Source organism: Pseudomonas sp. K2I15, assembly GCF_002204795.1.
Taxonomy (GTDB): Bacteria; Pseudomonadota; Gammaproteobacteria; order Pseudomonadales; family Pseudomonadaceae; genus Aquipseudomonas.
The window spans coordinates 51,762-75,121 of the sequence record NZ_NIXO01000026.1 but is presented as its reverse complement, the minus strand read 5'-3'; the positions used below and the strand labels follow the sequence as shown (position 1 = coordinate 75,121).

Genomic DNA, 23,360 nt, shown 5'->3' with positions numbered 1-23,360 from the left:
CATCGGCGTTCCCTCGCGCTGTGTGATCAGGCGAGGGACTTTGCAGAGGTTCTCAGGGCAGGGGAGTAGAGGTTATCCGGCAGTTCGGTAGGACGTTTCGTTAAACCTCCGGCAAGGTCGAACCGCCGTCCACCACCAGCGTCTGCCCGGTGATGTAACCCGCCAGGTCCGACGCCAGAAACAGCATCGCCCCGGCAATATCCGCCGGTGCACCCAGCCGTCCCAGCGGCACCCGGCTGGCGATCTGTGCATTTACCTGGTCATCTCCCAGATTGCCCATGGCCGGGGTTGCGATCATGCCGGGTTCCACACCGTTGACCCGAACGTTCAAACCGGCCAGTTCCAGTGCTGCATTACGAATGAACCCGTTGACCCCGGCCTTCGACGCTGCGTAGTGACTCAGGCCCGCAAATGCGACCCTGGGCCCTGTGACGGAAGACGTGACCAGCACACAGCCCCGACCCTGGCGGCGAAACATCGGCAGCGCCGCCTGGGTGAGCCAGAACAACGCCGAGAGATTGACCGCCAAGGTACGGTCGAGAATCTCTGGGGTGATTTCGGCAAACGCCGTCAGCGGAAAATACCCGGCGTTATGCACCACAATATCCAGCCGGCCCCAACGTTGTTCCAGCCCCTCAACCAGCCCGAATACCGCAGCCGCCTGCGCCAGATCCACAGCTACCGCCTCCACCTGGCAGCCGCGGCCGCACAGCTCCTGCACGAGTGCCTGCGCCAGTTGCAGATCGGCGATCATCACCCGCGCACCGCGCAGGGCAAAAGCTTCAACGATGGCCCGGCCAATGCCTTGTGCACCGCCCGTTACCAATACGCTACGGTCAGTGAAATCCAGGTCTTCATTCATGACCCAACTCCATACGCGCATACGCCAACGTCGGCACATCGACGATGCTCGAACCACCATCCGCCACCAGCGTCGCGCCCGTGATGATCGACGCTTCACTCGAAGCCAGAAAACGGCACACCCTGGCGATTTCCTCAGCGCTGGCGGGTCGGCGCAACGGCACGTCGGCACACACCCGGTCATAGGCGTGCTGCAGCGTCTCGCCATAAAAGTCCATCAGCGGCTGCATCTCTTCATCAGCCATCGGCGTGCGCACCCAGCCGGGGCACACGGTGTTCACCCGCACACCACGCGGGCCGTAATCCCGGGCCAGTGAGCGATTGAGCCCGAGCAAGGCATGCTTGGCCGTGGTGTAGCCGCATACTTCAGGCCCGGCGGCCAGTGAGGCAATCGAGCCCATCAGTACGATATTCCCGGCACTTTCCAGCAGCAGCGGCAAACACGCCCGCGCACTGTAGAACGCGCTGTCGAGGTTGCTGCGCAGCGCCGCTTCCCAGGTCTGCGGGCTGGTATCGGTGGCGCTGCCAACTCCATGGCCGCCCGCGCAGGCCAGCAGCACATCAATCCGGCCATAGCGCTGGCGAATCTGCTCCACAAAGCCTGCCCATGTGTCAGGGCAGGCCGCATCACCCACCAGCACCAAACCACCGGTTTCCCGTGCAACCTGCTCCAACGGTTCGCGACGACGGCCGATCAGCACCAACTGTGCACCCTCGGCGGCGTGCAGCCGGGCGCAGGCGGCACCGATACCCGTGCCGGCGCCGGTAATCACAATAGTGCGTGGCTCAGTCATCGGGGTGCTCCGTGCGGTTGAGCACCTGGCAGTAGGAACTGATGGGAAAGTTCGACAGCTCATCGAAAGCCGCCCCGGCATAGCCGAAGATCTTGCCGTCGCTGCGATGTTGTTGCAGATCGATCAGCACCAGGCCGAGGGTGGGGATGATTTTTTCGCGCCAGACAAACAGGTACAGCTGATCGGCGATCTTGTAGTAGTGGCAGCGGTCGGTGTCGCACAGGCCTTGCTCGACGCCCTTGAGGCATTGCCAGGCGTAGAACTGGTCGTTGAGGTAGATGTGCTCGTAGACCTCGCTTGGGCTGTAGCGGTACTGGTTGCGCAGGCCGGTCAGTTCGGTGGTGGGGGCGTGTGGGCATTGGCCTGCCTGCCAGGGGCGGTCGAGGCTGCCGTGCAGGAATTCCACTTCCACCGAGGTCAAGGGCTTGCCGGCCAGGGCGCGGCTGTAGAGGCCTTCGCGGGTTTGCTCCTGGGTGGGCATGCGCCCGAGTACGGCGGTGAACGAGGCGCTGGTGGTGTCGAGCACCAGGCTTACCGACCAGGCTTGGGTGCCTTCGTGCTTGATGAAGTCCACCAGGTACAGGCCGGGGCGCACCGAGGTCGCACGGTAGGTTGCGCTGCCACTGGAGTGACCGTCGGCGGCGACCCAGGCCAGGCTGTCGCGCTCGAAACGGTGCTCGATCTGCCAGCCATTGGCAAAGTACAGGGTGAAGGTCTTGCCGCTTAAATCAGCGAGATTCGGCAGGATGAAAGCCTCTGCAGCGAAGCCGTCAGCCAGGGCGCCTACGGTGATCCAGTCAGAAGGTGTGGTCATTGCGATGCTCCGGTTGGGTGGATGAACACCACGGATCATCGCGCCCGGGAGCGGGCTCGGGTATCAACCGGATGGTTGAGGCGGGCTACAGAAACAGCGTGCCCACCAGCTCTGTGCGGCTACTGACGCCGGTCTTGCGAAACAGGTTGATCAGGTGGGTCTTGATGGTTGGCAGGCCGACGTCCAGCTCCTGGGCCAGCTGTTTGTTGCTGGCGCCCTGGCGCAACAACAGGGCGATCTGGCGCTCCTTGGGCGTCAGGCCGGCCAGCGCATCTTCAGCGGGCTGCATGTTGGCGACGGCCAGTTGCAGCAAGGTTTGCAGGGCATTCAGTTGGGCCAGTTGCTCGCCGGTGAAGGCGCCTTGATCAGCCGTGCGCAACAGCGAAATCGCCGCCTGTGGTTGGCCGGCGCGCTGGGCGAGGATTTCCACCACATCGACCACGCCATAGCGCCGCAAAAAATCCCCATAACGCCGGGTATCCCGCGTTGGCTGGCGGGCCATCGCAAAGCCCAGCGGCACCACTGCCAACCCGCTGGACAGGCAGTTGCGGGGTTGAAGAGGATCGAATTGGCGGTAGTTGTCCAGGTAGTCGCGGTGCATTTCGCCGCTCATGCCGTGCAGCTGGAAATCCCGCGCCTGCAGGTGCCGGTCGACACAATAGAACGCGGCCTGGCTGACCGGAATCAGCCGGGTGAAAGCCTGCAGGCACTGGCCGGCGACTTCGTGGGCGGGGAGGGCGTGCATGGTCAGTCACCTGCGCCAAAGGGCTGCCGACGGGTGCCGGCAGCCGGGTCCATCACACCACGGCGAAGTAGTGTTTGACGAAACTTTCGCTGACCACTTCCCACAGCACCGGCGTGCCTTTGGTCACGAACCAGCTGTCGCCGGCCTTGTAGCGGGTGCTCTGGCCGGTGGACTCATCGGTGAGCACCACTTCGCCGGTGACCACGGTGGCCTGTTCGGCGAATGGGTAGACCATGCGGAACTTGCCCTGGGTGGTGCCGAAATAAGCGCTGCTGACCGGGTCGGTGGGTGCGCCGAAGGTCATTTTGCCGAAGGCCCGGACTTCGCCTTCGAGGATGGTCGAACCGAGGTCGGCGACGGTGCCCCAGGCGTCGAGTTCCGACAGCTGGATGTCTTTCTTGAGGGTGATGAGGGTCATGGCAGTTGCTCCTGATGGGAAAAAATAGCGATCAACTGTAGGCGCGAGCTTGCTCGCGAAGGTCGTCAACGATGACGTTGGCGTCCTGAATGAACGCGGCGTCCTTGAGTTTTTCGCGAGCAAGCTCGCTCCTACAGGTGTCAGGTGTCAGGTATTGGGCTTTAGCGGCGGCCGTTCCAGTAACCGGAGAGCTGGTGCCAGGACTTGCCGGCAGTGAGCAGCAGCGGGCGGATCGCGTCCTTGCCGATGATGGTCGGGCGATGGATCGAGCTGACCAGGTCATACCGCGCCGAGCCTTCGCTCATGCCCTCGGCCAGCACCTTGCAGATGATGTGGCTCGGGGTGACACCGAAGCCCGAATAGCCCTGTACATAGAACGCGTTGCTGCGACCGGGCAGGGTGCCGATCTGCGGGAACAGGTTCGGGGTGCAGGCCATCGGACCGCCCCAGGCCAGGTCGATCTTCACGTCCTTGAGGTACGGGAAGATTTTCAGCATCAGGTTGCGGTTCCAGGCTTTTAAATCGCCGGGAATGTGCTCGACCAACGGCGTGGCGGCGCCGAACAGCAGGCGGTTTTCGTTGGTGACGCGGTAGTAGTCGATCACCGGGCGAATGTCGCTGTAGGCCCCGCGAATCGGGCTGATGCGGTTGATCAGCTCCTCGGACAACGGCTCGGTCATCATCTGGAACGCGTAGGTGTTGATGGTCGAACGGTGCAGTTCCGGCTCCAGCTTGTTGAGAAAACTGTCGCAGGCCCACAGCAGCTTGCTGGCCTTGACCGAGCCACGCCCGGTGCGCACGGTGATGCGTTCGCCGTAGCTGACTTCCAGCGCCGGGCTGTTCTCGAAAATTTGCACGCCATGGCCGGCCAGGGCCTTGGCTTCACCCAATAGCAGGTTCAACGAGTGCACATGCCCGCCGCCCATGTGTAGCAGGGCGCTGCTGTAGGCATCTGAGCCGATGATCTGCTTCACGTCGGAGCCGCCGAGGAAGCGGATCTCGTGTTGGGAGTTGATGGATTTGAAGTCTTTTTCCCAGGCGCGCAGGGTCTTTTCCTGGCGGGCGTTGAAGCCCATGTAGCCGTAGCCGTGGCAGAAGTCGGCATCGATGTCGTACTTGGCGATGCGGTTCTTGATGATGTCGGCGCCCAGGTCGCTGATCTCGAAGATCTGGCGCAGGCCATCTTCACCCACCTCCTTCTTGATCTTTTCCAGGTCGTGCCCGATGCCGGCCATGATCTGCCCACCGTTGCGCCCGGTGCCCCCAAACCCCAGGTAACGCGCTTCCAGCACCACGATATTGGTGATGCCTTTTTCAGCGAGTTCCAGGGCGGTGTTGATCCCGGAAAAGCCGCCGCCGATGATCACCACATCGGCTTCCACGTCCTGTTCCAGGGTCGGGAAGCTGAGGTTGTATTTCTTGGTCGCCGTGTAATAGGTCGGCGTTTCGATATTGATCATTGCGCTGCCTGACAGTGAAGAGCTAATGAGCGTATTAAGAGCGTTGGCGCGGCGGATGTCTTGATTCTGTGTGCCGCAGGTTTTGATCCTGCGCGCCAGAGCCTTCGCCCGTCTCACAAGTTATAGCGTGAGGAGGGGAGGAGAGTGTTAGAGTTTCGTTAAAACATTAACTAAATTTATCGTGACCCTGAGCCTATGTTGAAACCCAGACAATCCCTGACCTTGACCTTGCTTCAGGCCCGTGAAGCGGCCATGAGCTTTTTCCGGCCCTCGCTGAATGAGCATGGGCTGACCGAGCAGCAATGGCGGGTTATTCGAATTCTGAGCCAGCATGACGAGCTGGAGATTTATCAACTGGCGGAGCTGGCGTGCATTCTCAAACCGAGCATGACCGGCGTGCTGGTGCGCATGGAGGCGGCGGGGATGGTGCATCGGCGCAAGGCCGAGCAGGATCAGCGACGGGTACTGGTGACGCTGGCGGAGAAGGGCAAGGCCAGTTTTGAGTCGATGAGCCAGTGCATGGAGGAGAATTACCAGCGCTTGCAGGGGCAGTTCGGGGAGGAGAAGTTGCAGGTGTTGTTGGGGTTGCTGGATGAGTTGAAGACCATCAAGCGGTGAAACACCCCGGATCCCAATGTGGGAATGGGCTTTTGTGGGAGCGGGCTTGCTCGCCAATGCGGTGGGTCAGCCAACAAATCTGGCACTGATACACCGCTTTCGCGAGCAAGCCCGCTCCCACATTTTGGATCTTTGTTGTTTCAGAGAGTCAGTACACCCCGCCGGAAGTGGCGGGTGCTGCGGTGTCTTTGAACTTGGCCGCCAAGCCCTGCAACCCACGCATCAACACGGTCGTATCAACCCCGACCGCCACAAACGCCGCCCCCAACTCGATATACCGCCGCGCCAGCTTCTCATCTGCACTCAAAATCCCCGCCGCCTTGCCAGCCCTTTGAATCCGCCCGATCGCGTCTTCAATCGCCAGCTGCACCTCAGGATGCCCCGGATTCCCCCGATGCCCCATGGCCGCACTCAGATCCGCCGGCCCGATAAATACCCCGTCCACCCCGTCAACCGCCGCAATTGCGTCCAAATTCTCCAGGCCTTCACGGTTCTCGATCTGCACCAGCAGGCACATCTGCGCATCGGCCTCATCCAGATACCCAGGAATACTGTTCCAGCGCGACGCCCGCGCCAGCGCACTGCCAACACCCCGTACGCCATGAGGCGGATAACGCATCGCCCGCACCAGTTGCCGCGCCTGTTCAGCCGTCTCCACCATCGGCACCAACAGCGTCTGCACGCCAATATCCAGCACCTGCTTGATCAACGCCGTATCGCCGATCACCGGGCGAATCACCGGCTGGCTGGCGTACGGCGCAACCGCCTGCAACTGGCCGAGCATCCCGCGCAGGTCATTCGGCGCGTGCTCGCCGTCGATCAGCAGCCAGTCAAACCCGGCATTCGCCGCCAGCTCGGCGCAATAGGCATCGGCCAGGCCGAGCCACAGGCCGATCTGGGTTTCGCCACTTTGCAGGCGCTGCTTGAAGCGGTTGATGGGCATGTCCATGAAACAGTCCTCCAGTATTCAGACAAAGCGGCAGGAGATGGAGCCCAGCATGTCGTAGTCGACATGGAAGGTGTCACCCGGATTTGCTGCCACCGGGCGGGTAAAGGAGCCGCCGAGGATGATCTGGCCGGGTTGCAAGGTGACGTCGTACGGCGCCAGTTTGTTCGCCAGCCACGCCACACCCTTGGCCGGATGATTGAGCACGGCCGCCGAAACGCCGGATTCTTCGATCACCCCGTTGCGGTACAACACCGCCGGCACCTTGCGCAGGTCGATCTCGGTCGGGCGCACGGCACGGCCGCCCATCACCACACCGGCGTTGGCGGCGTTGTCGGAGATGGTGTCGAACACCTTGCGCGTGGCATTGGTGTGCGGGTCGATTTGCTGGATGCGTGCGTCGATGATTTCCAGCGCCGGGATCACCCATTCGGTGGCATCGAGCACATCGAAAATCGTGCAGTTCGGGCCTTTGAGCGGTTTGCCAAGGATGAACGCCAGTTCCACTTCCACCCTTGGCACGATGAAGCGCTCGAACGGGATATCAGTGCCTTCGTCGAAGAACATGTCATCGAGCAGGGCGCCGTAGTCCGGCTCGCTGATGTTCGACGACACCTGCATGGCCCGGGAGGTGAGGCCGATCTTGTGCCCGACCAGCTTGCGCCCGTCCTTGATTTTCTGTGCCACCCAGGCGCGCTGGATGGCATAGGCGTCTTCGAGGGTGATGTTCGGGTGCTCCAGGGAAAACTGGCGCACCTGTCCACGGGAACGCTCGGCCTGGTCGAGGCGGGCGGCGGCTTGCTGGATAAGGGCTTGATCAAGCATGACGAACTCTCTACTGGGGGTTGACGATGGCAGCGTGGGTGCGCAGCACCAGCAGGCCGCCGAGGGCGATAAGCAGCGCCAGCACGTACAGGGCCAGGCTCGCGCTTTGGGTGGTGTCGCGCATCCAGCCGATCAGGTACGGCGCAAGAAACGAAGCGATGCTGCCGAACGAGCTGATCAGCGCGATGCCGGCCGCCTGGGTGCTGTTGGACAGGAACGCCGGCGGCAGTTGCCAGAACATCGGCAACGCCGCGCTGGCGCCCATGCCGGCCAGGATCAGGCCGCCCAGCACCAGGGTCGGGTTGGTGGGCGAGAGCCCGGCGACGGCGATGCCGATGGCCGACATCAGCAACGGCACGCACAGGTGCCAGCGGCGCTCGCGGTGGCGGTCGGATGAGCGTCCGCAGCCGATCATGAAGAAGCACCCGGCCAGGTACGGCACGGCACTCAGCAGGCCCACCTGGCTGTCGCGGCCGATGCCGGCGCCGTGAATCAGGGTGGGCATCCAGAATGCCAGGGTGTTCACCGCCAGCATCACCGCGAAGTACACCGCCACCAGCAACCACACCTGCGGGTCCCGCACGATGCCGCCAAAGGAGGTGATGGATTTGCGCTGTTCTTCATTGCTCAGTTGCTCGCGCAGTTGTTGCTTTTGCGCCGGTTCCAGCCACTTCACGGTTTCGAAGCTGTCCGGCAGGTATTTCAGAACCACCAGGCCCAGCAGCACTACCGGCGCACCTTCGATCAGGAACATCCACTGCCAGCCGCGCAGCCCGCCAAAATCATGGAAGTGCTCCAGGATCGCGCCGGACAACGGGCCGCCGATCACACCGGCCATGGGCACGGCGATCGCAAACAGCGCGGTGACTTGCGCCCGGCGCCGGGCCGGGTACCAGCGGTTGAGAAACACCAAAATCCCCGGGAAGAAGCCGGCCTCGGCCACCCCCAGCAAAAAGCGCAGCACGTAGAAGCCGGTGGAGCTTTCGATCCACAACATGCTGGTGGACAGCACGCCCCACACCACCATCAGGCAGGCGATCCAGCGCCGTGGCCCGACCCGGTCCAGGGCCATGTTGCTCGGTACGCCGAACAGCGCGTAGGCGATGAAAAACAGGCCGGCCCCGAGGCCGTACACCGTGTCGCTGAAGTGCAGGTCGGTGCTCATCTGCATCTTGGCGAAGCCGATGTTGATCCGGTCCAGGTGGGCAAACAGGTAGCAGATCAGCAGCAACGGCATCAGTCGCCAGGTGACGATGCTGTGGGTGCGCTGATGTTCGATCAGGGTGGTGCTGTCGGCAGTATTGGCTGTGCTCATGATGTTGTTCTTTTTTGTTTGAGTGCCATGGGCGGAAAGCGGGCTGTGGTCAGCCCGCCTGGTTCTTCAGGAATGCGTGCACGTTGTTCTGCTTGAAATTCAGCTCGGGGTGCAGCTCGATCATCTCGAACGACAACGCCAGCAGCCGTTGGGATTGCAGCTCGGCGAAGTGTTCGGTGATGACCTTGAACAGCGCTTCGGCGACTGTCTTGCGGGTCTCCAGGTCCCGTCCGTGGCCGACCTTGAGGGTCATGTGGACGAAGGCGTAGTCATGCTTGCCGTCGGCCATGCGCCAGGTGTCCAGGCGCACCCCGCGACTGCGAATGCCCCCCAGGGGAAACACGCCGCTGTCGCCCAGCACGGCGTGAACCTGTTCGAACAGCGCCGGCAGGTTGGCTTGCTGTTCGAGGTTGTCGGTGTATTCGGCAATGAAGTGCGGCATGTGTATCTCCTCTCATGGTGAGGTGCAGCTGATTCCTTGTGGGAGCTGTCGAGCTTTAGCGAGGCTGCGATGGCATCACCGCGGTGTACCTGTCGGACCGTAGCGATCCCATCGCAGCCTCGCTGGGGCTCGACAGCTCCCATATTTGATCCTCACCAAGGCTCATAAAGGGAAAATGGCATTGATCTGGCCGGTACCCGAACTGCCGAACGGCTGGGTGATGATCTCGGCCGGCTGGTTGTAGTCCGGCCCGCCCAGCAGACCCAGGAGCATCGCGGTGTCGTGCATCTTGCCTTCGCCGAAGCAGTGCTCGGCGTAGTCCGGCAGCATCGCGCAGAACTCCTTGAAGCGGCCTTGCTTCCACATTTCCACCACGTGCAGGTCCATCTGCTTGTCGAATTCACGGGTCCAGTTGTGGATGTTGGCTTCGGCTTCGCGGTCGTCCGAGAAACGGTGGGAGAGGGAACCCGAGGCCAGCACCAGGACTTTGCGGTCGCTCTTCTCGATGGCCCGGCGCACGGCAGCGCCAAACGCGAAGCTGTCTTCCAGGCGGTGCCAGGCGCACCAGGCGGCGATGGAGATCACGTCGAACTTCTGCTCGTCGGGTACGCCCATGTGCATGTAGCGCATCGGTACCAGGGTGCCGTATTCCAGCTCCAGGCTCGGGATGTTGTGGGCCATGGTGCGCACGCCGGCCAGGTTGGCCTCGGCGGCGATCAGCTCACCCAGCTCCGGGCAGCCCGGGTACTCGTACTCCATATTCTTGATGAAGTGCGGCAGCTCGTTACTGGTGTAGGTGCCCTTGAAATGCTCGCCACAGTTGACGTGATACCCGCTGTTGACCAGCCAGTGCACGTCGAACACCACGGCGGTGTCGGCCCCCAGTTCACGGGCGCGCCGCCCGATTTCCTTGTGCCCGGCGATGGCTGCTTCACGGCAACCGTGGTGCTTGCCGGGCAGTTCCGACAGGTACATTGAAGGAACGTGGCAGATCTTCGCTGCCAGGACGACTTCGCCCATGATGATTCTCCTGAATAATTGTTTTTGTCTGGGAAGCGTGTTGTCAAAGATCAAATGTGGGAGCTGTCGAGCCCCGGCGAGGCTGCGATGGGATCACCGCGCTGTCTCCGGCAGACCGCAGCGCTTGCATCGCAGCCTCGCCAAAGCTCGACAGCTCCCACAGGGATCACTCAAACACCCCAGCGCGGGATGTGATGACTGCCCATGGAAATGCACACGTTCTTGATCTCGGCGAACACTTCGAAGCTGTACTGGCCGCCTTCACGGCCGGTGCCGGAACCTTTTACGCCACCGAACGGCTGGCGCAAGTCCCGCACGTTCTGGCTGTTGATGAACACCATGCCGGCTTCTATGCCGTAGGCCAGACGATGCGCTTTGCCGATGTCCTGGGTCCAGATGTAAGACGCCAGGCCGTACTCGGTATCGTTGGCCAGTTGCAGCGCCTCGGCTTCGTCCTTGAACGGAATCAGGCACACCACCGGGCCAAAGATCTCTTCCTGGGCAATGCGCATTTTATTGTTCACATCGGCGAATACCGTCGGCTGGATAAACTGCCCACGGCTCAAGTGCGCCGGCAGGTTGGCCGGGCGCTCCAGGCCACCGGCCAGCAGGGTGGCGCCTTCTTCGAGGCCAATCTTGATGTAGCCGGTGACCTTGTCATAGTGGGCCTGGGTGATCATCGAGCCGACCTGGGTTTTCGGGTCCTGCGGGTCACCGACGATCAGGCGTTTGGCGCGGGCGGCAAACTCGGCGACGAACTGCGGATACACGCTCTCCTGAATGAAGATCCGGCTGCCGGCGGTGCAGCGTTCACCGTTCAGCGAGAAGATGGTGAACAAGGCTGCGTCGAGGGCGCGATCCAGGTCGGCATCTTCAAAGATCAGCACCGGCGACTTGCCGCCCAGCTCCATCGAGTACTTTTTCAGCCCGGCGGTCTGCATGATTTTCTTGCCGGTGGCGGTGCCGCCGGTAAAGGAAATCGCGCGCACGTCGGGGTGGCGCACCAGCGCGTCACCGGCGGTGGCGCCGTAGCCCTGGATCACGTTCAACACGCCTTTGGGAATGCCGGCCTCGACCGCCAGGCGCCCTAACTCATTGGCCGTCAGCGGCGACAGCTCGGACATTTTCAAAACGGCAGTATTGCCCAGCGCCAGGCACGGCGCGGTTTTCCAGGTAGCCGTCATGAACGGCACGTTCCACGGCGACACCAGCGCGCAGACACCCACCGGCTGGTACAGGGTGTAGTTGAGCATCTGGTCGTCCACCGGGTAACTGTGGCCGTCCATGCGGGTGCAGACTTCGGCGAAGAAGTCGAAGTTGTGGGACGCGCGGGGAATCAGCACGTTTTTGGTCTGGTGGATCGGCAGGCCGGTGTCGAGGGTTTCCAGCTCGGCCAGGTGCGGCACGTTCTGTTCGATCAGTTCACCGAGCTTGCGCATCAAGCGGGCACGTTCCTTGGCCGGGGTTCCCGCCCACTTCGGAAAGGCTTCCTTGGCTGCCGCTACCGCCTGCGCCACTTCCTCGGCGCCGCCGCTGGCGACTTCACCGATGGCTTCGCCGGTGGCCGGGTTGTAGTTGATAAAGGTGTCTTTGCTTTCGACCTCACGGCCGTTGATCCAGTGTTTGATCATGCTGCTCATGCCTCTTGACCGGCGGCAAAAAAGTCCGCCTCGCTGACAATTCGATTAACCAGGCGACCTACGCCTTCCACTTCCACGATCACTTCGTCCCCCGGCACCACATCGGCCAGGCCTTCCGGCGTGCCGGTGGCGATCATGTCGCCGGGTTGCAGGGTCATGAAGCTGGACAGGTATTCGATCAAATACGGGATGTCGAAAATCATGTCCTTAGTGCTGCCTTCCTGGCGCAGTTCACCGTTGATCCAGGTGCGCAGCTTCAGGTTGCTTGGGTCCGGCACGTCGGCGACGTCGACAATCCAGGGGCCGACGGGCGTGGTGGCATCGCGGTTTTTCACCCGCAGGTTGGGGCGGTAGTAGTTTTCCAGGTAGTCGCGGATCGCGTAGTCGTTGCACACCGTGTAGCCGGCCACGTAGTCCAGGGCGTCTGCACGCTTGACGTTGCGCGCCGGTTTGCCGATGACGGCCACCAGCTCGCACTCGTAGTGCATGTAGGCGACGTTGTCCGGGCGCCAGGTCACCTGGTTGTGGCCGGTGTAGGTGCCGGGGGACTTGATGAAGGCCAGCGGTTCGGTCGGCGGCTTGAAGGCCAGTTCGGCGGCGTGGTCGGCGTAGTTCAGGCCGAGGGCGAACATACTGCCGGTGGCCGGTGGCAGCCATTCGACCTGGTCTTCAGCCACCCGGCGGCCATCAGCCAGGCGCACGGCGTTCTGGGCTTCGACCAGAACCTGGTGCACGGCACCTTCAAAGCGAATACGGGCGTGTTTCATGACAGCTCCTCTGCCTTGATGTGGTTGACCAGGCGGCCCAGGCCGCTGATCTCGACTTCAACCGTGTCGCCGGGTTGCACATCCACCCGGCCTTCGGGTGTGCCGGTGATCAGCACATCGCCTTCGTGCAGGGTCATGAACTCGCTGATCTCGGCGATCAACTGCGGGATGCTGCGCACGAAATTGGCGGTGGAGTTTTGCTGGCGCAGTTCACCGTTGACGAACAGCTTCACGCTTAATTGGTGCGGGTTGGCAATCTGGTCACGGGCCACCAGTTCCGGGCCCAATGCGCAGAAACCGTCCCGGCACTTGGCTTTCACCGCCGGGCGGTAGTAGCTGTCTTCCGGCAGGCTGAACTCATTGACGATGGTGTAGCCGGCCACATGCTCCAGGGCGTTTTCAACGCTGACGCGGCTGGCGCTTTTGCCAATCACCACCCCGAGTGCCGGGCCGGGTTGCAGGCGTTCACCCGGAGGGTGCAGCACCACACCGCTGTGGCTATTGCGGGTGTTGGGCGTCTTGATGAACAGCACCGGCTTGACCGGTGGTTTCTGGTAAGGCGCTTGTTCGAATTCGGCGAGACTTTGGTTCAGCAACCCCTGGTAGTTCAGCGCAACGCCGAACAGGGTGCCGTTCGCAACATCATGCAGGGCACGGCTCATGCTTTTCTCCTGGCAGTGGCGGGGCAGATTCGGCTCTGCTCCGTGGGATATTCGTTAACCTGTTAACGTTATAATTAAGATGTTAACTATCGTCAAGCGTGGCAATATTTCGGGGCACGCAAAACAACAAAGAGAATGCAGTGATGAGCGATCGTCAGCCGATCCCCAACATCAACATCGGGCAGGTCTACGACCAGCGTTACAGCGATGCCGAGGTGCACTACGACAGGCTCGGCAACCTGGCGGGTTTTTTTGGCCGCAACATGCCGGTGCATCGCCACGACCGGTTTTTCCAGGTGCATTACGTCAAGACCGGCGCGGTGCGTGTCTATCTGGACGACCAGCAGTACCTCGAATCCGGGCCGATGTTTTTCCTTACGCCGCCCACGGTGGCGCATTCCTTTGTCACCGAAGCCGACGCCGATGGGCATGTGCTGACCGTACGCCAGCAATTGGTGTGGGCCTTGATCGACGCCGACCCGAGCCTGGCCCCCGGCGCGCAATTGCCCCCCGCCTGTGTGGCGCTGGCGCGGCTGGCGCCGGAGTTTCATTCCGAGGTGCGCCGCCTGGAATTCCTCTTCGACGAGCTGTGCAACGAGATCAACGCCCAGGCCTGTGGGCGCGGTTCGGCGCTGGACAGCCTGACGCGCCTGATCATGATCAGCCTGCTCAGGCTCTGCGCCAATTCCCTGGAGGCCCGCCCGGCACGCCACGAAGACTTGCGGATCTTCCACCGCTTCAACGAACTGATCGAAGACCACTACCGGCAACACTGGCCGTTGTCGCGCTACGCCGACGGTGTGGGTGTCACCGAAGCGCGGCTGAACGAAGTGTGCCGACGCATCGCCGACCTGCCGTCCAAACGCCTGATCCTTGAACGGTTGATGCAGGAAGCCCGGCGCCTGCTGCTGTTTACCGGCAGTTCGGCGAATGAAATCTGCTACCAATTGGGGTTCAAGGACCCGGCGTATTTCAGCCGGTTCTTCCAGCGTTACGCGCAGATGACGCCGGGGGAATACCGCCAGCGTCAATCGGGGCTGCGTTGAGGCGCTTACCCTTACCACAGGGCCACGGTGTAGCCGATGATCACCCGGCTTTCGTCGATGTCGCTGGTCAGGCCGTTGCTTGAGCGCAGCGTGGCGTTGCGCAGGCGCACGTTGACGTTCTTCAGTGGGCCGCTTTGCACGGTGTAGACCAGGTCGGTGTCGCGTTCCCATTCCCGGCCGTTGCGCACCGTGGCGGTTTGCGCGTGGCTGCCGTCGACGTAGCGGGTCATGAAGGTCAGGCCGGGCAGGCCGAGGGCGGCGAAGTTGTAGTCGTATCGCGCCTGCCACGCGTCGGTGTTGGCCTTGGTGAAGATATTGATGGTCACTAGGTTGACCGAGTACGGGTCTTGCCCCGGGAAGGCAAAATCGCCGTCACCGGAAAGGTTCTGGTAGCCCAGGCCGAATTTGTGCGCGCCCACCGACAAGCTGAACATGCCGTTGAAAAAGCGGTTGTCGATCCGCCCGCCGTCAACCCGGGTAGGGCTGCGCAGCAGCGCGCTGCCTTGCTCGCGGGTGTCGAAGTAGCGCAGGTCGGTGCGCAGGCTCACGCCCTCGGCCAGCGGCAGGTCATGCACCAGGCCGATAAAGTTCTGGCGGTAGATGTCCTGCATCTGCGCGTAATAATAGGTCGCCGCCAGGTGCGGGTTGATCGCGTAGGTGCCGCCGGCCAGGTCCAGGTGGCTGCTGGTGACGCCGCCGTAGCTCATGGATTCGTTGTTGGAGGAGTCCCGCAGGTTTTGTTTTTCCAGGCGGCCCACATTCAGGGTCAGGCCATCGATATCCTGGGACGTCACCAGTTCGCCGTTGTAGGTCGACGGCAGCAGGCGGGTGTCGTTGTAGGCGGCCACCGGCAGTATGGGTTGCAGGGTGCCGAGCTTGAGCACGGTTTTAGACACGCGCAATTTGGCGGTCAGGCCGAGTTCGCTGTAGCTGTCGGCAGGCTCCCCGCTGGCGCCAGACGGCAGCAGCCCGGTGCCCCGGCGGTCGCGGCTGGAGTCGAGCTTCAGCCCCATTTCACCCAAGGCATCTACGCCAAAACCGACCACGCCTTCGGTGTAGCCCGACTCCAGGCGCAACACAAAACCTTGCGCCCATTCGTCAGCCTTGTTCTGCGGCGCGTTGGCCTGGCGAAAGTCGCGGTTCATGTAGAAATTGCGCAGGTCCAGGCTGGCTCTGCTGTCCTGGATGAAGTCGGCGTGGGCGACCAGAGGGGTAAACGCGGCGCACAGGCCAGCGCTTGCCGCCGTGCGAAAGAGGCACGAGTGCATGAGGGCGTTCCTTTTATTGTTTTTGTTGGTGGAGCCCGCCGCCGGGGCAGGGGCGGCATATTGTTAACATGTTATATTTAATCTGAATAGCGGGATTAACAGCTTTTTACGAATTCATTTCGAAATTAACGACTTGCTGCGTGCCCCGAGTTGCATGCACAAGGCACCGACTCTAAGCTTCGACGCTTCGACCTCTTATGCGCGTGAACCATGCCCACCCCTAGACCGTCCCTTACGCTCACCTTGCTCCAGGCCCGCGAAGCGACCATGGCGTTCTTCCGGCCGTTGCTCAATGAACATGACCTGACCGAACAGCAGTGGCGGGTGATCCGCATCCTGCGCCAGCAGGGCGAACTGGAAAGCCACCAACTGGCGCACCTGGCGTGCATCCTCAAGCCGAGCATGACCGGCGTGCTGGGGCGGCTGGAGCGTGACGGCATCGTGCGCCGGCGCAAATCGTCCGAAGACCAGCGCCGGATGTTTGTTGCCCTGACCGAGCAGGGCCAGCAGTGTTTTGTCGACATGAGCGCCGGGATGGAAAGCAATTACCAGAAGATTCAGGAGCAGTTCGGCGAGGAATCCCTGGAGCAATTGCTGGAGTTGCTCAACAAGCTGAAAAGCATCAAACCGTAATTTCGAAAATATTGGCTGAAGCCTGTCCCCTTTTTTCACGTGGCTGGTCATTCCAGGTAAGTGAACAAAATCGAGAGCTTCTGCCAATGCCCGCAATACGCCCGTTGCTGAATTTCAGCCTCATGCTGAGCCTGAGTGCCAGCCCGTTGTTCGTCCCCATCAGTTATGCCGAAGACGGCGCGTCCCGGCGCAGCTACCAGGTGCCGGCCGGCAGCCTGAGCGCCGCGTTGACCCGTTTCGCCGGCCTGGCGGGGGTCAACCTGTCGGTGGACCCGGCGCTGGTCAGCGGCCGCAACAGCAGCGGGTTGTCCGGCGAATACGGCGTGGAAGAAGGTTTCGCGCGCCTGCTCCAAGGCTCGGGCCTGCAACTGCAACCCATGGGTGAACAGGCTTACATGCTGACCCCGATTCCCGAAGGCGGCAGCCTGCAACTGGCGCCCACCTCGATTCTCGGTACCACCAGCGACGCTGGCAGCGAGTCCTTCGCCGGTGGCCAGGTGGCGCGCCGTGGCTCCCAAGGCCTGCTGGGCTCGAAGGACTTCATGGAAACCCCGTTCAGCATGACCACCTACACCAGCGAGGCGGTCAAGAACCAGCAGGCGCGCACCCTTGGCGACCTGATCGCCAGCGACCCCTCGGTGCGCGCCACCAACCCGGCGGGCGGGCGCTATGAGCAATTCACCATTCGCGGCTTCAGCCTGTTCAACAGTGATGTCGCCTACAACGGTCTCTACGGCGTATTGCCGACCTACACCATCGACATGGAAATGGCCGAGCGCGTCGACATCATCAAAGGCCCCAGCCAGTTGATCAACGGCATCTCGCCACGGGGCAGCGTGGGCGGCGGGATCAACGTGGTGCCCAAGCGCGCCACCGACACACCCATCACCTCGTTTACCGGTAGTTGGGCCTCCGACAGCCAGGCGGGCGGGGCCGTGGATATCGGCCGGCGTTTCGGTGAAGACAACAAGTTCGGCCTGCGTTTCAACGGCGTGAAGCAGTCCGGCGACACCGCCTGGGACCACCAGAGTGTCGACCGCGAGATGGCGGTACTGGGCCTGGATTTTCGCGGTGAGCGCCTGCGACTCTCCACCGACATCGGCCGCACCGAGCGTGACACCGACGCCCCGCAAGAACGCGTACAGGTCGGCCCCGACGCCAAGGTGCCGAGTGCCAACGACGTGCGCCACAACTACGCGCAGCCCTGGAGCAAGGCGAGCACCAACGACACGTTCGGCACGGTCAACGGTGAGTTCGACCTCAGCGACAACGTGATGCTCTACGGCGGCGTGGGCGCGCGCAAAAGTAACCACGACTTCCTGCGCCACGCCGTGTCAGTGACCAACAATGCCGGTGATTTCAGCGTGCAGCCCCGCGACTTCACCCGCGACGAAAACGTGCGTACTGCTACGGCCGGCGTGCGCAACTGGTTCCATACCGGCCCGGTGAGCCATGAGGTCAACCTGGCGGCCAGCTACTTCTACATGGACTTCGAAAACGGCGGCGCGCGCTATGCGTCCGGTACGAGCAATATCTACAACCCTGTGCAAACCCCCGCGCCCGGCCGGCCAACGCGGTTCGACTCGAAGGTCTACACCGAGAACCGCTTCAGCGGCGTGGCGTTGTCCGACACCCTGGGCTTCTTCGATGACCGGCTGCTGCTGACCCTCGGCGCGCGCTGGCAGCGGGTCAAGGTGGACGACTGGACCGATAACGTCAAAGGCAAGACCGCCTACGACGAAGAAAAGATTTCACCCTCGGGCGGCATCCTGTTCAAGGCCACCGACAAGCTCTCGTTGTACGCCAACTACATGGAAGGCCTGAGCCAGGGCAAGGTCGCGCCGTCGACCTCGATCAACGACGACGAAATCTTCCCGCCGTTCATCAGCCGCCAGGTCGAAGTCGGCGCCAAGTACGACGCCGGTGCGTTCGCGGTAACGGCGGCGGTGTTCCGCATCAAGCAGCCGGCCTACGAGACCAATGCCACCACGCAGGTGTTCGGCCCCAACGGCAAGCGCCAGAACGACGGCGTGGAACTCAGCGTGTTCGGCGAACCGCTCAAGGGCTTCCGCCTGCTGGGCGGGGTGATGTACATCGACAGCGAGTTGAGCAACACCACCAACGGCACCTTTGATGGCAACCGCGCACCGGCCACGCCCAAGTACAACGTCAACCTGGGCGCCGAGTGGGATGTGCCGACCGTTGAAGGCCTGACCCTGACCAGTCGCGGGATCTATTCCAGCTCGCAGTACCTGGACCAGTCCAACGTCAAGGAAATCGACGCCTGGACCCGCCTCGACGTCGGCGCACGCTACGCCTTCAAGCTCGACGACAAGCACATTACCCTGCGGGCCAATGTCGAGAACGTGGCCAACCGGCGCTACTGGAGTTCAGCGGGTGCCTCGGATGACAGCGAGCCGGGGTTGACCTTGTCGACGCCCCGCACGTATTTGCTGTCAGCCACTGTTGACTTTTGAGGACAGGGCAGGGGGTGAATAGGAAGCTCACGCAACGGCGAATGTTTTTTGATCGTATCGCCGCGATATGGAATAGTACCCGCCGTTTTCCCAGGCCTGTCTAGCGTGGGCGTTTCAAGCCAAGGTACTTGCCATGCGTATGTTCAGCTTCATCCCGACCCTTGCCGCCTGTGTTCTGGCTTTGTCTTGCAGCGTGTTGCGCGCCGAGCCCATCGATGTCAACGATGGCCAGCATGCGGTGCATCTGCCTGATGCGCCCAAGCGCGTGGTGGTGCTGGAATTTTCGTTTCTCGACAGCCTGGCCGCCGTTGACGTGACCCCCGTAGGCGCTGCCGATGACGGTGATGCCAACCGCGTGTTGCCGCGTGTGCGCCAGGCCATCGGCCAGTGGAAGTCTGTCGGGTTGCGCTCCCAGCCGAGCATCGAAGAAATCGCTCGACTCAAACCGGACCTGATCGTTGCCGACCTGAACCGTCATCAAGCGTTGTACAGCGACCTGGCCAGCATCGCGCCGACCCTGTTGTTGCCCTCTCGCGGTGAGGATTACGAAGGCAGCCTGAAGTCAGCCGAACTGATCGGCAAGGCCCTCGGCAAAAGCCCGCAGATGCAAGCGCGTATTGCACAGAACCGTGAGCATCTAAAGGCGATTGCGCAACAGATCCCGGCAGGTGCCAGCGTGCTGTTTGGCGTTGCCCGAGAGGACAGTTTTTCAGTGCACGGGCCGGACTCCTATGCGGGCAGTGTGCTGCAGGCCATCGGCCTGAAGGTGCCTGCCGTGCGCGCCAAGGCGGCGCCTACCGAGTTCGTCAGCCTGGAACAACTGCTCGCGCTAGACCCTGGTTGGTTGCTGGTAGGTCACTACCGGCGTCCGAGCATTGTCGACAGTTGGAGCAAACAACCGCTGTGGCAAGTGCTGGGGGCGGTGCGCAATCATCAGGTGGCCGAAGTCGACGGCGACAGTTGGGCGCGTAACCGGGGGGTATTGGCCTCGGAGCAGATTGCTGAAGACGCCTTGGCCATTCTCAAGGGCGGCAAAGCCGTGCTGAGCCAATAAACGTGCCGCGCGGGATCGCGACGGCGTGCATTGTGCTGCTTGGCGCCGGGTTGTTCTGGCTTTCGTTGTATAGCTGGTCGCCGTTTGCAATCAGCCAGGCGGATGCGTGGAATGGTTTGGTTCATCAAGGGCAAGCAGGCGGCAACATGGCCTATATCGTCGCGCAGTTGCGTGTTCCGCGTGCCCTTTGCGCCGCATTAGTGGGCGCTTGCCTGGGCCTGGCGGGTGCGTTGATGCAAGGCATCACGCGCAATCGCCTGGCATCGCCTTCGTTGTTCGGCGTAACAGCCGGGGCGGCCTTGGGGCTGGCGTTGTTTTCCACCGGCCTGGTGGCGCCGCCGTTTGCCGGTGGTGCATTGCTGATGACCTGTGTGGGCGGCGCCCTGGCCTGGGTCACGGTGTTCAGCCTGGGCGGCGCCTGGTCTGCGACCACGGCCCAGGGCCGGCTGGTGCTGGCCGGTGTCGCGGTGGCTGCGTTATGCGCCGCGTTGACGCGCCTCACGGTGATCCTGGTCGAAGCGCAAGCGCAGAGCGTGCTGAATTGGCTGGCCGGTTCGTTGGCCAACGTGGGCGCGGCGCAGGTGCAATTGCTCTGGCCCTGTACGTTGATCGGCGGGCTGTGGGCGCTGTGGTGCGCGCCGCGTTTGAACCTGATCAACCTGGGCGAAGACGCTGCACGCTCGTTGGGCGTCGGTATTGCCAGCCTGCGCCTTCAAGTCTTTATCGCCAGCCTGCTGCTGGTGGGCGCCAGTGTCTGCGCGGTGGGCCCCATCGGTTTTGTCGGGCTGATTGCGCCGAATATCGTGCGCCAGTTCCTGGGCAACGACTATCGCTGGCTGATTCCGCTGAGCGCGGCGTTGGGGGCGGTGATCGTGCTCGGGGCGGATCTGCTGAGTCGCGCGGTGGCCTTTCCCGTGGAGACGCCCGCCGGTGTAGTCACCGCACTGATTGGCGCACCGTTCTTTCTGTTCCTCGCCAGGCGCACCTTATGACCCGGCCGCGAATGCGTGTGTGGCTGTTGGTGGGCCTGTTGCTGCTGGCAACCTTTGTCAGCCTCAGCGCCGGCACCTTGTGGCTCAAGCCGGAAACAGTGTTGGCCCGTCTGTTGGCCCATGACGCCCTGGATTTTGAGGTGTGGAACCATCGCCTGCCGCGCAGCCTGATCGCGATACTCGCCGGCTGTGCGTTCGGCCTGGCCGGGGCGATCGTGCAGGGCGTGATTCGCAACCCGCTGGCGTCGCCGGAGATTCTGGGTGTCACCCAGGGGGCTGGGCTGGCGCTGACCGTGGCGATCATCGCCTGGCCGCAGTTGCCGATTGTGTGGTTGCCGCTGGTAGCCTGCCTGGGCGGTGCCGGTGGCGCATTGCTGCTGGCGCTGTACAACACCGGGGTGAGTTTTTCCGGGGTGCGTTTTGCCCTGTCCGGGGTGGCTATTGCGGTGACCCTTTCCAGCGTTACTGAATTTCTGATCCTGTCCCATCCACTGGATATCAACACGGCGCTGCTCGCGCTGACCGGCAGCCTGTGGAGCCGTAACTGGCACCACGTGGTGCTGGTGCTGCCGTTCCTGGTGCTGATCCCCTTGGGAATGTGCCTGGCCAAACCGCTGAACCTGATTGCCCTCGGCGATGAGGCCGCGCACAGCCTGGGCACCGCACTGGGCCGCACGCGCTGGCTGGCGATGGCGTGTGCGGTGTTGCTGACCAGCCTGGGCGTTGGCGTGATCGGGCCGATCGGCTTTATCGGCCTGGTGGCACCGCACATGGCACGGCGCCTGGTGGGCGGGCATCATCAGCAGCTGTTACCGGCCTCGATGCTGATCGGTGCGCTGCTGCTGGTGCTGGCCGACACGCTGGGGCGCACGCTGATCGCGCCCAGCGAAATCCCGGCGGGGATCCTCACAGCGGTGATTGGCGCACCGTATTTTCTTTGGTTGCTGGCACGGTTCAAAGGCTGATGACATGAGCACTCTTTACGCACGCCAGCTCGATGTTGGTTATGGCACGACGCGCATTGTGGAAGGCTTGTCCTTCGCGCCACCTCCCGGTCGCGTCACCGCCCTGATCGGCCCCAACGGTTGTGGCAAGTCGACGTTGCTGAAGGCTTTCGCGCGGATCCTCAAGCCGACCCGCGGCGAATTGGTGCTTGATGGCCAGTCCTACCACACCTTGTCTGCACGCGAGTTGGCGCGCCACATTGCATTTCTGCCCCAGGTGCTACCGGTGCCGGAAGGCGTCAGCGTGCGCCAACTGGTCGCCTATGGCCGCAGCCCGCACAACTCATTGTGGGGACGCCTGAGCGGCAGCGATCAGTCCCACGTCGCGCAGGCCATGCAACGCCTGGAACTGGACACCCTTGCCGAGCGTGCCCTGGCGGACCTGTCCGGTGGCCAACGCCAACGCGCCTGGCTGGCGATGGTGCTGGCGCAGAATGCCCCCGTGGTGTTGCTGGACGAGCCCACCACGTACCTCGACATCAGCCACCAGGTTGAACTGATGGATTTGATGCGCGAATTGGCCGCTGAAGGCAAAACCGTGATCACCGTGTTGCACGATATCAACCAGGCCTGCCGCTACGCCGACCACCTTGCCGTGATGCGGGGCGGCAAGCTGGTGGCGGATGGCACGCCGCAGGTGGTGATGAGCGCCGGGCTGATGCACGAGGTGTTCGATGTGCAGGTGCAGATCATGCGCGAACCGGTGGCGGGTACGCCGATGTGCCTGGTGGAAAAAAGCACCCGCAGTCACTCCTGATGCCACACCGCGTCTTGCGCGTTGGCGTGCCGCTTGATCGAGCGCGAGAGCGCCTGAGGTTTATTTGCGGCTCCTGGCCATTTTGGATACGGTGCAGACCTGCCCAAAGGACCTTCCAATGACCGAGACGCAACCCGCTACCTTGCCCAAATCCCGACGTGCGCCCAAAGGTGAAAAACGCCGGGAAGAATTGCTGGACGCCGCATTACAGGTGTTTTCCCTGGAAGGTTACAGCGGCGCCTCGATGGCGCAGGTGGCGGCGATCGTCGGGATCTCGGTGGCCGGCCTGCTGCATCACTTTCCCAGCAAGATTTCGTTGTTGATGGGTGTGCTGCAACGCCGGGACGAGGTCAATCAACGGATTGCCGACGAGGTTCGGGCCGAGAAGTCATTGTCCGGGTTGCTGGGGAGCCTGCGGGCGATCAACCGCTCCAACGCGACTGCGCCGGGCGTGGTGCGGGCCTTTACCATTCTGAATGCGGAAAGCCTGCTGGACACCCAGCCGGCCTGGGGCTGGTTCCAGGAGCGCTATGCGGGCATTCAGCGGCGCCTGCACGGGCAGTTTGCAGACCTTGTGGCCATGGGTGAGGTGCGCGGTGATGTGGACATCGCCGGGCTGGTGGAAGAGATCCTGGCCATGATGGACGGCTTGCAGATCCAGTGGCTGCGCTTTCCTGCTCAGGTGGACCTGGTGGCGCGTTTCGATACCTACATCGCGCGGGTCGATGCGGCCATACGAGCGTGAATGTAGGAGCGAGCTTGCTCGCGAAGGACGTCAACGATAACGCGGGCATCCTGGATT

General features: G+C 62.5%; 24 protein-coding genes. 9 read left to right on the top strand and 15 right to left on the bottom strand.

Annotation, left to right across the window (positions count from 1 at the left end; all coding sequences use genetic code 11):
• Positions 1–100: 100 nt before the first annotated feature.
• From CEC48_RS17100 to CEC48_RS17075, 6 genes are all read right to left on the bottom strand, one after another.
• Entirely contained in the window at positions 101–862 is a 762-nt protein-coding gene (locus CEC48_RS17100) for an SDR family oxidoreductase (RefSeq protein WP_088424809.1), read from the bottom strand.
• A complete protein-coding gene (locus CEC48_RS17095) occupies positions 855–1,655 on the bottom strand; it encodes an SDR family NAD(P)-dependent oxidoreductase (RefSeq protein ID WP_088424808.1) in 801 nt (266 codons plus the stop codon). Before CEC48_RS17095 ends, CEC48_RS17100 begins: the two co-directional genes overlap by 8 nt.
• Positions 1,648–2,469 (bottom strand): molybdenum cofactor biosynthesis F family protein, encoded by an 822-nt coding sequence (locus tag CEC48_RS17090; protein WP_088424807.1) that lies wholly within the window; start codon positions 2,467–2,469, stop codon positions 1,648–1,650. Before CEC48_RS17090 ends, CEC48_RS17095 begins: the two co-directional genes overlap by 8 nt.
• Positions 2,470–2,554: 85 nt before the next feature.
• Positions 2,555–3,214, bottom strand: coding sequence for a LuxR C-terminal-related transcriptional regulator (locus tag CEC48_RS17085; protein ID WP_088424806.1), 660 nt, complete (start codon positions 3,212–3,214; stop codon positions 2,555–2,557).
• Positions 3,215–3,266: 52 nt separating this feature from the next.
• Positions 3,267–3,632 carry a cupin domain-containing protein gene (locus tag CEC48_RS17080; RefSeq protein WP_088424805.1) on the bottom strand — a complete coding sequence of 122 codons (366 nt, stop codon included), beginning with the start codon at positions 3,630–3,632 and terminating at the stop codon, positions 3,267–3,269.
• A 161-nt stretch (positions 3,633–3,793) separates the two neighbouring features.
• Positions 3,794–5,092 (bottom strand): FAD-binding oxidoreductase, encoded by a 1,299-nt coding sequence (locus CEC48_RS17075; RefSeq protein WP_088424804.1) that lies wholly within the window; start codon positions 5,090–5,092, stop codon positions 3,794–3,796.
• Positions 5,093–5,287: 195 nt separating this feature from the next.
• Between CEC48_RS17075 and hpaR (CEC48_RS17070) the strand changes: the two genes are divergently transcribed.
• Positions 5,288–5,710, top strand: a complete 423-nt coding sequence (gene hpaR, locus CEC48_RS17070; protein ID WP_010175444.1) for a homoprotocatechuate degradation operon regulator HpaR — start codon at positions 5,288–5,290, stop codon at positions 5,708–5,710.
• 148 nt (positions 5,711–5,858) lie between these two features.
• On the opposite strand, the gene hpaI is transcribed toward hpaR (CEC48_RS17070), so the two are convergent.
• From hpaI to CEC48_RS17030, 8 genes are all read right to left on the bottom strand, one after another.
• Positions 5,859–6,659, bottom strand: a complete 801-nt coding sequence (gene hpaI, locus CEC48_RS17065) for a 4-hydroxy-2-oxoheptanedioate aldolase (protein WP_088424803.1) — start codon at positions 6,657–6,659, stop codon at positions 5,859–5,861.
• A gap of 18 nt (positions 6,660–6,677) precedes the next feature.
• Positions 6,678–7,481 carry a 2-oxo-hept-4-ene-1,7-dioate hydratase gene (gene hpaH, locus CEC48_RS17060; protein WP_088424802.1) on the bottom strand — a complete coding sequence of 268 codons (804 nt, stop codon included), beginning with the start codon at positions 7,479–7,481 and terminating at the stop codon, positions 6,678–6,680.
• A gap of 10 nt (positions 7,482–7,491) precedes the next feature.
• On the bottom strand, positions 7,492–8,796 hold the full coding sequence (locus CEC48_RS17055) for an MFS transporter (RefSeq protein ID WP_088424801.1): 1,305 nt from the start codon (positions 8,794–8,796) through the stop codon (positions 7,492–7,494).
• A gap of 49 nt (positions 8,797–8,845) precedes the next feature.
• Entirely contained in the window at positions 8,846–9,238 is a 393-nt protein-coding gene (locus CEC48_RS17050; RefSeq protein WP_088424800.1) for a 5-carboxymethyl-2-hydroxymuconate Delta-isomerase, read from the bottom strand.
• 162 nt (positions 9,239–9,400) lie between these two features.
• Positions 9,401–10,258 carry a 3,4-dihydroxyphenylacetate 2,3-dioxygenase gene (gene hpaD / locus CEC48_RS17045; RefSeq protein ID WP_017478949.1) on the bottom strand — a complete coding sequence of 286 codons (858 nt, stop codon included), beginning with the start codon at positions 10,256–10,258 and terminating at the stop codon, positions 9,401–9,403.
• 170 nt (positions 10,259–10,428) lie between these two features.
• On the bottom strand, positions 10,429–11,889 hold the full coding sequence (gene hpaE / locus CEC48_RS17040; protein ID WP_088424818.1) for a 5-carboxymethyl-2-hydroxymuconate semialdehyde dehydrogenase: 1,461 nt from the start codon (positions 11,887–11,889) through the stop codon (positions 10,429–10,431).
• Between the two features lie 5 nt (positions 11,890–11,894).
• On the bottom strand, positions 11,895–12,665 hold the full coding sequence (locus CEC48_RS17035; RefSeq protein ID WP_088424799.1) for a fumarylacetoacetate hydrolase family protein: 771 nt from the start codon (positions 12,663–12,665) through the stop codon (positions 11,895–11,897).
• On the bottom strand, positions 12,662–13,327 hold the full coding sequence (locus CEC48_RS17030; RefSeq protein WP_088424798.1) for a fumarylacetoacetate hydrolase family protein: 666 nt from the start codon (positions 13,325–13,327) through the stop codon (positions 12,662–12,664). The genes CEC48_RS17035 and CEC48_RS17030 overlap by 4 nt, the downstream gene beginning before the upstream one ends.
• 143 nt (positions 13,328–13,470) lie before the next feature.
• Here CEC48_RS17030 and hpaA point away from each other — a divergent pair, with 143 nt between their 5' ends.
• Positions 13,471–14,373 carry a 4-hydroxyphenylacetate catabolism regulatory protein HpaA gene (gene hpaA / locus CEC48_RS17025; protein ID WP_088424797.1) on the top strand — a complete coding sequence of 301 codons (903 nt, stop codon included), beginning with the start codon at positions 13,471–13,473 and terminating at the stop codon, positions 14,371–14,373.
• A gap of 11 nt (positions 14,374–14,384) precedes the next feature.
• Here hpaA and CEC48_RS17020 read toward each other — a convergent pair whose 3' ends face one another.
• On the bottom strand, positions 14,385–15,641 hold the full coding sequence (locus tag CEC48_RS17020) for an OprD family porin (RefSeq protein ID WP_088424796.1): 1,257 nt from the start codon (positions 15,639–15,641) through the stop codon (positions 14,385–14,387).
• Positions 15,642–15,851: 210 nt separating this feature from the next.
• Between CEC48_RS17020 and hpaR (CEC48_RS17015) the strand changes: the two genes are divergently transcribed.
• The 7 genes from hpaR (CEC48_RS17015) to CEC48_RS16985 all read left to right on the top strand — a co-directional run bounded on the left by hpaR (CEC48_RS17015) (position 15,852) and on the right by CEC48_RS16985 (position 23,303).
• Positions 15,852–16,274 (top strand): homoprotocatechuate degradation operon regulator HpaR, encoded by a 423-nt coding sequence (hpaR, locus tag CEC48_RS17015; protein WP_088424795.1) that lies wholly within the window; start codon positions 15,852–15,854, stop codon positions 16,272–16,274.
• An 86-nt stretch (positions 16,275–16,360) separates the two neighbouring features.
• The gene (locus CEC48_RS17010; RefSeq protein WP_088424794.1) at positions 16,361–18,751 is read left to right on the top strand and encodes a TonB-dependent receptor; all 2,391 of its coding nucleotides are present in this window, start codon (positions 16,361–16,363) and stop codon (positions 18,749–18,751) included.
• A 133-nt stretch (positions 18,752–18,884) separates the two neighbouring features.
• Positions 18,885–19,805: a Fe(3+) dicitrate ABC transporter substrate-binding protein FecB gene (locus CEC48_RS17005; protein ID WP_088424793.1), complete on the top strand. Its 921-nt coding sequence runs from the start codon at positions 18,885–18,887 to the stop codon at positions 19,803–19,805.
• 2 nt (positions 19,806–19,807) lie between these two features.
• Complete coding sequence (gene fecC / locus CEC48_RS17000) at positions 19,808–20,797, top strand: iron-dicitrate ABC transporter permease FecC (protein WP_176438729.1); 990 nt, start codon at positions 19,808–19,810, stop codon at positions 20,795–20,797.
• On the top strand, positions 20,794–21,762 hold the full coding sequence (locus CEC48_RS16995; RefSeq protein ID WP_088424792.1) for an iron chelate uptake ABC transporter family permease subunit: 969 nt from the start codon (positions 20,794–20,796) through the stop codon (positions 21,760–21,762). Before fecC ends, CEC48_RS16995 begins: the two co-directional genes overlap by 4 nt.
• Before the next feature lie 4 nt (positions 21,763–21,766).
• Positions 21,767–22,558: a Fe(3+) dicitrate ABC transporter ATP-binding protein FecE gene (gene fecE / locus CEC48_RS16990; RefSeq protein WP_088424791.1), complete on the top strand. Its 792-nt coding sequence runs from the start codon at positions 21,767–21,769 to the stop codon at positions 22,556–22,558.
• 118 nt (positions 22,559–22,676) lie between these two features.
• Positions 22,677–23,303, top strand: a complete 627-nt coding sequence (locus tag CEC48_RS16985) for a TetR/AcrR family transcriptional regulator (protein ID WP_088424790.1) — start codon at positions 22,677–22,679, stop codon at positions 23,301–23,303.
• Positions 23,304–23,360: the final 57 nt, after the last annotated feature.

Bases quoted from the DNA above. Each gene is read 5' to 3' on its own strand.
- CEC48_RS17080 (WP_088424805.1), bottom strand. From the start codon at position 3,632: ATGACCCTCATCACCCTCAAGAAAGACATCCAGCTGTCGGAACTCGAC.
- CEC48_RS17100 (WP_088424809.1), bottom strand. From the start codon at position 862: ATGAATGAAGACCTGGATTTCACTGACCGTAGCGTATTGGTAACGGGC.
- CEC48_RS16995 (WP_088424792.1), top strand. From the start codon at position 20,794: ATGACCCGGCCGCGAATGCGTGTGTGGCTGTTGGTGGGCCTGTTGCTG.
- hpaH (WP_088424802.1), bottom strand. From the start codon at position 7,481: ATGCTTGATCAAGCCCTTATCCAGCAAGCCGCCGCCCGCCTCGACCAG.
- CEC48_RS17095 (WP_088424808.1), bottom strand. From the start codon at position 1,655: ATGACTGAGCCACGCACTATTGTGATTACCGGCGCCGGCACGGGTATC.
- CEC48_RS17055 (WP_088424801.1), bottom strand. From the start codon at position 8,796: ATGAGCACAGCCAATACTGCCGACAGCACCACCCTGATCGAACATCAG.
- hpaR (WP_088424795.1), top strand. From the start codon at position 15,852: ATGCCCACCCCTAGACCGTCCCTTACGCTCACCTTGCTCCAGGCCCGC.
- CEC48_RS17010 (WP_088424794.1), top strand. From the start codon at position 16,361: ATGCCCGCAATACGCCCGTTGCTGAATTTCAGCCTCATGCTGAGCCTG.
- fecE (WP_088424791.1), top strand. From the start codon at position 21,767: ATGAGCACTCTTTACGCACGCCAGCTCGATGTTGGTTATGGCACGACG.
- CEC48_RS17030 (WP_088424798.1), bottom strand. From the start codon at position 13,327: ATGAGCCGTGCCCTGCATGATGTTGCGAACGGCACCCTGTTCGGCGTT.
- hpaR (WP_010175444.1), top strand. From the start codon at position 5,288: ATGTTGAAACCCAGACAATCCCTGACCTTGACCTTGCTTCAGGCCCGT.
- CEC48_RS16985 (WP_088424790.1), top strand. From the start codon at position 22,677: ATGACCGAGACGCAACCCGCTACCTTGCCCAAATCCCGACGTGCGCCC.
- CEC48_RS17090 (WP_088424807.1), bottom strand. From the start codon at position 2,469: ATGACCACACCTTCTGACTGGATCACCGTAGGCGCCCTGGCTGACGGC.
- hpaD (WP_017478949.1), bottom strand. From the start codon at position 10,258: ATGGGCGAAGTCGTCCTGGCAGCGAAGATCTGCCACGTTCCTTCAATG.
- hpaA (WP_088424797.1), top strand. From the start codon at position 13,471: ATGAGCGATCGTCAGCCGATCCCCAACATCAACATCGGGCAGGTCTAC.
- CEC48_RS17035 (WP_088424799.1), bottom strand. From the start codon at position 12,665: ATGAAACACGCCCGTATTCGCTTTGAAGGTGCCGTGCACCAGGTTCTG.
- CEC48_RS17085 (WP_088424806.1), bottom strand. From the start codon at position 3,214: ATGCACGCCCTCCCCGCCCACGAAGTCGCCGGCCAGTGCCTGCAGGCT.
- CEC48_RS17050 (WP_088424800.1), bottom strand. From the start codon at position 9,238: ATGCCGCACTTCATTGCCGAATACACCGACAACCTCGAACAGCAAGCC.
- hpaI (WP_088424803.1), bottom strand. From the start codon at position 6,659: ATGGACATGCCCATCAACCGCTTCAAGCAGCGCCTGCAAAGTGGCGAA.
- CEC48_RS17075 (WP_088424804.1), bottom strand. From the start codon at position 5,092: ATGATCAATATCGAAACGCCGACCTATTACACGGCGACCAAGAAATAC.
- CEC48_RS17020 (WP_088424796.1), bottom strand. From the start codon at position 15,641: ATGCACTCGTGCCTCTTTCGCACGGCGGCAAGCGCTGGCCTGTGCGCC.
- CEC48_RS17005 (WP_088424793.1), top strand. From the start codon at position 18,885: ATGCGTATGTTCAGCTTCATCCCGACCCTTGCCGCCTGTGTTCTGGCT.
- hpaE (WP_088424818.1), bottom strand. From the start codon at position 11,889: ATGATCAAACACTGGATCAACGGCCGTGAGGTCGAAAGCAAAGACACC.